A 5,196-nucleotide genomic window follows, 5' to 3' on the forward strand; every position below is an offset into this window, starting at 1 on the left:
GCACAATGACGTCGGCCTGTTGGATATGTCGCTCGGTCATCGGTTTCCTTGCTGTCGTTGCCATGCGCTTAAAGTGTCATGTCGCGGTCGAGCGGGAAGATCGGGCGAGACACATTGCGATACGGCATTCTGGAGTAGTCCATGGTGCAGAGCGCGCCGCTGTCGCAAACGATCACCTTGCCGGCGATGGGCTCGAAGGCTGCCCGGAAATGCTGCATCGACTTAAGCCCGACCACACGATGACGCGCCGGATCGATGCCAAATGCCCGGAATTGCTGGAGATCGCGCATCTGCGACGGCTCGGTGACCACAAGCACGGCGATGCCGTCGATCTGCACGACGGCAGTCGGGCCAAACGAGAACTCCAGCCCGCCCAGCTGCTCTCCATCGCCGATGAGTTTGCCATCGCTGATGACGAGCAGCTTGCCGGTCACTTCAAGCGGATCGCCGCCAAACCGCGGATCGGTCTTGCCGCCCAGCCTGAGCTGGACGGTGTCGCCAACGGTCGCACAGTGAAGCTGGTTGGCCGTCTCCGGATCGACGATCGGACCGAAGCAGGCATCGCCAATGCCCACTTGCAGCAGGGCTCCAAGCAAGGCCGTCGCGTCGCCGTAGCCGCCTGCCCCGGGATTGTCGGCGTAGTCGGCGATGATCAGCGGGCGGTCGCCGCGGTAGTCATGCGCGATCTCGGCCGCCTGCATCACCGTGTAGAAGGTGTTCAGCACGTTGAAGCGGTTATCCCATATCTCGTTGGCGATGCTTTCCGCAAAGCTTTGATGCCGAGCCGGATCGCCGTCATAGGTCACGAGCACGGTCGGGCCGACCTCGGGAATATCGGCATTGGGAAAGGCGCCGTTGATGCTGACCGCAAGCGCACCGGCGGTCTCTTCATAGGCGCGCGCCCTGGCGATCCACTCGACCATCGGTCCGACATCGGTGCGCCCGGCATTAGCCTCCTCCAGCATCGGCCGGCGCGCCAGAAGTGTTTTGGGGCGGATCTCGCCGGCCATCGTCTTCTGCAGCAGCTCGCCGGCGTGACGCGCGATATCGCGCATGTCGATATGGGGATAGGTCTTGAACGAGATCAGGATATCGGCGAGCTCGCACATCTTCGCCGTGACATTGGCATGCGGGTCGAGAGTGACGGCGATCGGCAGCTCCGGCCCGACCACGGCGCGCAACCGTTCAAGCAACTCGCCTTCGCCATCCGGCGAAAAGTCGGTGACCATTGCCCCGTGCAGGCCCAGCAGGATGCCGTCGAGTTCGCCCTTGCGTTCCGCCGCCGCCTGGACGATGGCGCCGCCGATCCGGTCAAATGCATCCCGCGTCACCGGCCCTGCCGGCTCGGCACCGGTGCTCAGCACGTGCTGGATGGCCCAGTTATGTTTGCGCCCGATGTCGAGGAACCCGCCGATCTCGGTGTTGGCTTCGCCCCTGGCCCGAATGGCGTCGTCGCCGATAAGCACCCCTTCCACAGTGAACGCATCATAGTCCGTCTTGCGGACACTGAACGTGTTGGTTTCATGGACAAATTCTGCGGTTAGAACACGAAAGCTCATAGTCAGTCTCCAGATGGTCGTTCAAGCGTTTCGGATCGATCGGGCGCGCGTAGTCGTTGTGTCCCTGGGCGAGGGACACGCGTGCCTGACCAGGCTAAGCAGTTGGTTTGACGTGTTTGGAATGGTTGCCTCGCGGCGGGGCAGCGGCCTCCTCCCGTAGCGGCTACTCCATGTGGAAGCGCATTTCGCTCACCCGGTCTTCGGTGTCACGGCTGATCGTCCAATGCAGGTGGTAGCCGCCCATCTCCAGGCGGTAGCGCCTGGCACCGCCGTCGCCTTCATCATGGGTAAGCTCGAGCGGCACTCTGGCCACCGTGACGCCACTCGCGGCGATTTGCTCGAACCAGCCATTGCTCCACAGCCGCCATGCCTCTTCGGCAAAGCTGCCGCGCGGAGCGCAGCGATCGACGATGGCTTGCAGGAGCTCGTGGTCGCGCTTCGTCAGAGCTTCGTTTCCGTCGGCGATCGGCTCGTAGGGAGYCAGCGCGGGATCGACGATCCCGGCGATCTTCTGGCCTATCCGTGCGACCTGGGCTTCATCCATGTTGGCGAGGACGCAGACCGACAGCTTTCGCGCAGGAAACCGTGCGATCTCGGYTCGGAAGCCATCCCAGGTACCGCCATGCCGGATCTTGTGATGGCCGCGGATCGCGGAGTTCTGCCAGCCCAGGGCGTAGTTGTTGAATGACGGCTGGCCGTTCGTCATCAGCACCGGCTCGGACATCAGCGCGATTGTTTCGGGGCGCAGCACTGTCGGATTGTCCAGTTCGAGCAGCCAATGGGTGATGTCGCGCGGCGAGAAGTAGAGCCCGCCATCGCCGGTGCGCTGCAGCGTGGGCGCCGCCCAGTAGCGGTTCTCCAGACGCCCGTCGCGGATGCAATGGCCAGCGGCACGGTTCAGCACGATGTCGAACCATGAGGCCTCGCGCGYCGTGGCCATGCCGATCGGCTCGAACAGCCGCTCGCGCAGCAACTCGTAATAAGGCTTGCCTGAGACGCGGGCGACAACGAGCCCAGCCAGGATATAGCCGGTGTTGCTGTACTGGTAGCCCTGGCCCGGCTGGTATTCGAACGGAGAACGGCGTGCCAGGTCGATCAGCTGCTCGTCGCTGTGGTCCTGCCACAGGTTGAGCGGGACGGCACCGCCCTGCACGCCATCCATCGCTGCGAAGACGATATCGAAATTGCCGAAGCCGGCCATCATCGACAGCAGGTTGCGGATGGTGATGCCGGCCCAGCTCTCTGGCCCCTCGGGGATGTAGAGGCTCAACGGGTCGTCGAGCTTGATGCGGCCGTCCTGCAGCAGGAACATCACCGACGCTGAGGTGAACATCTTTCCGGTCGAACCGGAGTGGAAAACCGTATCCGGCGTCACCGACACCTTGTTCTCGACATTGGCAAGGCCATAGCCCGCGAGGTGAACGATCTCGCCATCGTGGACGATGGCGACGCCGAGGCCGGGAACCTGGCTGTTGTCGACTTCCGACTGCAGATAGCGGTCGAGTTCTTCGGTGAAGTTCATGCTGATTTCCTGGTCTTCAAAGCCGTTGGCGACGGTGCAAGGCACCTGCAGCGGCAGTGTCTGTGGATGGCGTTCATGCGACCGACCTCTGCTCGACTGCTACCTCGCGCACCGCAGTAAGCGGATGATGGCAGGCCGCCTGATGCCCGCTGCCTTGCGTCGTCAGTGTCGGGAGCACCCGGCGGCAGAGATCGGTGACGCTCGGGCAGCGATTGGCGAAGGCGCAGCCGGCCGGCAGGTCGTAGCCGCTCGGGATTTCGCCGGCGAGCCGCGTGATCAAGCGGCGGCGCTTCGGATCGGGCTCGAAGGTGCTGTCGAGCAGCGCCCGGGTGTAGGGATGCGCGGGGGCGGCATCACTCGGCAACACCTCGACGATGCGGCCGAGATACATGACCAAGATCTGGTCGCAGAAATAGCGTACCAGTCCGAGGTCGTGCGAGATGAAAAGATAAGTTAGCCCGAGCTCCTGTCGCAGCCGCTCCAAGAGCGCAACGATCTGCGCCTGTACCGAGACGTCGAGCGAGGCAGTCGGCTCGTCGAGCACCACCAGCGACGGATTGAGCGCCAGTGCCCGGGCGATGCCAACACGCTGCTTCTGGCCGCCCGACAACTGGTGCGGATAGCTTGCTGCAAGCGAACTGTTCAGGCCGACCATGTCGAGCAGCGATGCGACTGTCTCATCAGTGGATTTTGGCTTCACACCCTGCACGCGGTACGGTTCGAGCAACGCATCCCGGATCGAGTAATGTGGATCGATCGCCGAATAGGGATCCTGGAAGACTAGCTGCATGCGCTGGCGCAGGCGGCGCATGTCTCCGCGCGACAACGACGCCATGTCGACACCGTCGAACTGCACCTGTCCTTCGCTGGGGTTGATCAGGCGCAGCACCAGTCGCGCCAGCGTGGACTTGCCGCATCCGGACTCGCCGACGACGCCGAGGATCTGGCCCCGCTTCAAGGTGAACGAGACATCGCTGACGGCGTGGAACACCTTGCGCTTGCGAAACAGCCCGCCATCGCTGAAACGGCGGCTGAGCCCATTAACGGTAAGAAGGTTGCTCATGCTGCCTCCGCGACGTGGCAGGCCACGCCATTGCCGCTGGCGCCGACGCGCAGTTCGGGGATTTCGACGCGGCAGCGGTCCGCGGCACGGGCGCAACGCGGATTGAACCGGCAGCCCGGCGGCTGCGCCGCAGCGCTCGGGACCACGCCCGGGATGGCGCTCATCGTCCCGCGCGCCATGTCGTGTTGGGGGATGCAACGGATCAGCGCCTGTGTGTAGGGATGCCGCGGGCGCTCAAACAGCGCATCGACCTCAGCCAGCTCGACCACGCGGCCGCAATACATCACGGCGACCCGGTCGCAGGCCTGGGCAACGACGCCCATGTCGTGGGTGATCAGGATCAGGCCAAGCCCGCGCTGCCGCACCAGGTCGACGAGGATCTGCACGATCTGTGCCTGGACGGTGACGTCGAGTGCGGTTGTCGGCTCGTCGGCGATCAACAGCTCGGGGTCACCCGCCAATGCCATGGCAATGACAATGCGCTGCTTCATTCCACCGGAGAGCTGGTGCGGGAACAGGTCATAGACCGAGGCAGGGTCGGGGATGCGTAAATCGGCCATCAGCTCCAGGCTTCTTGCGCGCGCCGCACTTCGGCCGAGGCCGAGATGGAGGCGTGCGGCCTGATCTATCTGCGGCCCTATCCGCATCATGGAGTCGAGCGAGGTCATCGGGTTTTGCGTGATCAGCGCGATGCGCCCGCCACGCAGCCGGCGCAGCTGCCGCTCCGGCAGTCCGACCAGGTCGGTGCCGTCAAAGCGGATGGTGCCGGCGGCGACCTGGCCGCCGATACGTGGCAAAAGTCCCATGATCGCGGTTGCGGTCAACGACTTGCCCGAACCGGATTCGCCGACGATGCCGAGGATTTCGCCGCGGTCGACGCTCAGCGTGACCTGGTCGACCGGCGAGAAAGCACCGAACCTGATCCGCAGCATTTCCAAATCCAGCAGCATCGTTACGCCTCCCTGAACTTGGCGCGGACATCGAGCGCAGCGATCACCGCGTCGCCGAACAGGTTGATGAAGACGACCGTCAGCGCCACAGCGAGGCCAGGC

The 5,196-nt window shown here is 64.1% G+C and carries 4 protein-coding genes; all 4 read right to left on the reverse strand.

The window, feature by feature from the left end:
- Positions 1–68: 68 nt before the first annotated feature.
- Positions 69–1,559: a M81 family metallopeptidase gene (locus AC1DUU_RS22280; protein ID WP_476785568.1), complete on the reverse strand. Its 1,491-nt coding sequence runs from the start codon at positions 1,557–1,559 to the stop codon at positions 69–71.
- 163 nt (positions 1,560–1,722) lie between these two features.
- Positions 1,723–3,081 (reverse strand): serine hydrolase domain-containing protein, encoded by a 1,359-nt coding sequence (locus tag AC1DUU_RS22285; protein ID WP_476785569.1) that lies wholly within the window; start codon positions 3,079–3,081, stop codon positions 1,723–1,725.
- 73 nt (positions 3,082–3,154) lie between these two features.
- Entirely contained in the window at positions 3,155–4,144 is a 990-nt protein-coding gene (locus AC1DUU_RS22290) for an ABC transporter ATP-binding protein (RefSeq protein ID WP_476785570.1), read from the reverse strand.
- Positions 4,141–5,094, reverse strand: a complete 954-nt coding sequence (locus AC1DUU_RS22295; RefSeq protein WP_476785571.1) for an ABC transporter ATP-binding protein — start codon at positions 5,092–5,094, stop codon at positions 4,141–4,143. The genes AC1DUU_RS22290 and AC1DUU_RS22295 overlap by 4 nt, the downstream gene beginning before the upstream one ends.
- Positions 5,095–5,196 lie beyond the last annotated feature (102 nt).

The organism is Aminobacter sp. P4_H6_2 (assembly GCF_056400805.1).

Coding starts and splice junctions, on each gene's coding strand:
- AC1DUU_RS22290 (WP_476785570.1), bottom strand. CDS start 4,144: ATGAGCAACCTTCTTACCGTTAATGGGCTCAGCCGCCGTTTCAGCGAT.
- AC1DUU_RS22295 (WP_476785571.1), bottom strand. CDS start 5,094: ATGCTGCTGGATTTGGAAATGCTGCGGATCAGGTTCGGTGCTTTCTCG.
- AC1DUU_RS22280 (WP_476785568.1), bottom strand. CDS start 1,559: ATGAGCTTTCGTGTTCTAACCGCAGAATTTGTCCATGAAACCAACACG.